At 70.7% G+C, this 2,784-nt stretch carries 2 protein-coding genes and 3 pseudogenes; 2 read left to right on the forward strand and 3 right to left on the reverse strand.

Features of this window, described 5'->3' with window-relative positions:
- Positions 1–197: pseudogene (locus ASJ79_RS21725) on the reverse strand (leucyl aminopeptidase); the annotation flags it as partial.
- 17 nt (positions 198–214) lie between these two features.
- Here ASJ79_RS21725 and gcvT point away from each other — a divergent pair.
- On the forward strand, positions 215–1,351 hold the full coding sequence (gcvT, locus tag ASJ79_RS21730; protein WP_197420322.1) for a glycine cleavage system aminomethyltransferase GcvT: 1,137 nt from the start codon (positions 215–217) through the stop codon (positions 1,349–1,351).
- Positions 1,352–1,398: 47 nt separating this feature from the next.
- On the forward strand, positions 1,399–2,502 hold the full coding sequence (locus ASJ79_RS21735; protein ID WP_067959765.1) for a branched-chain amino acid aminotransferase: 1,104 nt from the start codon (positions 1,399–1,401) through the stop codon (positions 2,500–2,502).
- Here ASJ79_RS21735 and ASJ79_RS31375 read toward each other — a convergent pair.
- A pseudogene (locus ASJ79_RS31375) lies at positions 2,499–2,678 on the reverse strand (adenosylcobinamide-GDP ribazoletransferase); the annotation flags it as partial. The gene ASJ79_RS21735 and the pseudogene ASJ79_RS31375 sit on opposite strands and share 4 nt — an antisense overlap.
- A 34-nt stretch (positions 2,679–2,712) precedes the next feature.
- Positions 2,713–2,784, reverse strand: a pseudogene (locus ASJ79_RS34295) (WhiB family transcriptional regulator); the annotation flags it as partial.

Raw genomic sequence — 2,784 nt, forward strand, 5'->3', positions numbered from 1 at the left:
AGCGCCTGCAGCGCCGCCTCGATCTCGCCGACGGCGCCGGCGCTCAGGTGCGGACCGGGCACCACGGTGGCGCGGGCGTCCGGGCCCTCTCCGTCGCTGACGACGGGCACGATCAGGACCGACGAGTCGGACCGGCGCTTGGGCAGCGCGCTGGCGACCGTGACGGCGGGGGACTGGTAACCGGCTGAGGTGCTCACGGGGATTCACCCTAGCGATGCGGTTCAGGAGCGGCGCGCTACTAGTGTGGTTCGCCGTGAGCGACAACCTGCTGGCCGGACCTCTGGAGAACCGTCACCGCGAGCTCGGAGCGAGCTTCGCCGAATTCGGCGGCTGGTCGATGCCGGTGTCGTATGCCGGCACGGTGGCCGAGCACACCGCCACCCGCACCACCGTGGGCCTGTTCGACGTCAGCCACCTGGGCAAGGCGCTGGTGAAGGGGCCGGGCGCGGCCGAGTTCGTCAACTCGGCCTTCACCAACGACCTGCGCCGGATCGGCCCGGGCAAGGCGCAGTACACGCTGTGCTGCACCGAGGACGGCGGAGTGATCGACGACCTGATCGCCTACTACGTCTCCGACGACGAGATCTTCCTGGTGCCCAACGCCGCCAACACCGCGGCCGTCGTCGCCGCGCTGCAGGAACGTGCCCCGGACGGGGTGACCGTCACCGACGAGCATCGCTCGCGGGCGGTGCTCGCGGTGCAGGGGCCCAGGTCGGCCGACGTGGTCGGCGGGCTCGGGCTGCCCACGGACATGGACTACATGGGCTACGCCGACGCCGGATTCAAGGGCGTCGAGGTGCGGGTCTGCCGTACCGGCTACACCGGCGAGCACGGCTATGAGCTGCTCCCGGCGTGGGACCAGGCGGAGGTGGTGTTCGACGCGTTGGTCGAGTCCGTGCGGGCGGCGGGTGGCGAGCCGGCCGGTCTGGGTGCGCGTGACACGCTGCGCACCGAGATGGGCTACCCGCTGCACGGCCACGAGCTGTCGCTGGACATCTCGCCGCTGCAGGCGCGCTGCGGCTGGGCGGTCGGCTGGAAGAAGGACGCGTTCTGGGGCCGTGACGCGCTGCTGGCGGAGAAGGAGGCCGGTCCGCGGCGCACCCTGCGCGGGCTGCGCGCGCTCGGCCGCGGTGTGCTGCGGCCGGACCTGACGGTGCTCGACGGGGGCGCCGCGGTCGGGACCACCACGTCGGGAACCTTCTCTCCCACACTGAAAGTCGGGATCGCGCTGGCGTTGATCGACACCGCGGCCGGCGTCGCCGACGGGGCGCGCGTGGACGTCGACGTCCGCGGCCGCCGCATCGAATGCGAAGTGGTCAAGCCGCCGTTCGTCGACACCCGGACCCGGTGAGGGCGGACCCCAAAAACCGTTGGTCACCGGGATATACAATCGCCTGCATGAGTGAAGGCCTCGAGTTCTCCGTCGATCGCAACGCGAATCCGGCGAGCGACGAGGTACGCGCCGAGATCCTGGGCAACCCCGGTTTCGGTAAGTTCCACACCGATCACATGGTCTCGATCGACTACACCGTCGACGAAGGCTGGCACGACGCGCGGGTGATCCCGTACGGCCCGATCGAACTGGACCCCTCGGCGATCGTGCTGCACTACGCGCAGGAGGTCTTCGAAGGGCTGAAGGCCTACCGGTGGGCCGACGGGTCGATCGTGTCGTTCCGGCCCGAGGCCAACGCGGCCCGGCTGCGCACCTCGGCGCGCCGGCTGGCCATCCCCGAGCTGCCCGACGAGGTGTTCATCGAGTCGCTGCGCCAGTTGATCGCCGTCGACGAGCAGTGGGTGCCGCCGGCCGGCGGCGAGGAGTCGCTGTACCTGCGGCCGTTCATCTTCGCCACCGAACCGGGTCTGGGCGTGCGGCCGGCCAACGAATACCGCTACCTGGTCATCGGATCGCCCGCGGGCGCCTACTTCCCGCGCGGGATCAAACCGGTCAGCGTGTGGCTCTCCCACGAGTACGTGCGCGCGTCGCCCGGCGGCACGGGCGCCGCGAAGTTCGGGGGCAACTACGCCGCGTCGCTGCTCGCGCAGGCCGAGGCCGCCCAGAACGGCTGCGATCAGGTGGTGTGGCTGGACGCGATCGAACGCCGCTACGTCGAGGAGATGGGCGGCATGAACCTGTTCTTCGTGTTCGGCAGCGGCGGCAGCGCCCGGCTGGTCACCCCCGAGCTGTCCGGCTCACTGCTGCCCGGTATCACGCGGAGTTCGTTGCTGCAGTTGGCCACCGACGCGGGCTTCGCGGTCGAGGAGCGCAAGATCGACGTCGACGAGTGGCAGAAGAAGGCCGCCGCCGGCGAGATCACCGAGGTGTTCGCATGCGGCACCGCCGCGGTGATCACGCCCGTGTCGCACGTCAAACACGGGGACGGTGAGTTCACCATCGCCGACGGCGAACCCGGTGAGATCACCATGGCGCTGCGCGACACGCTGACCGGCATCCAGCGCGGCACCTTCGCCGACACCCACGGCTGGATGGCCCGGCTGTCCTAGCGGATCGCCAGCCCGACGGCGGCGACGGTCGTGGTCACCTCGACCGCCGCGCCGAGCACGTCACCGGTGATGCCACCGAACCGGCGCACGCAGTGCGCGACGAGCGCGGCGCTGCACACCAGCGCCAGCACGACCACCAGCGGGCCCTGCCACGGCCGCTCGCCGGCCGGCACCGCGAATCAGGCAATCGCGGCTCAGCCCTGCGATGTCTTAGCCGGCAGTGCGGTGTTTGCGCTGAGCGGCAAAGAAGTCGGCCCAGGACACGACCTCGGGATGCTGCTT

This window comes from Mycobacterium sp. NAZ190054, assembly GCF_001545925.1.
Taxonomy (GTDB): Bacteria; Actinomycetota; Actinomycetes; order Mycobacteriales; family Mycobacteriaceae; genus Mycobacterium.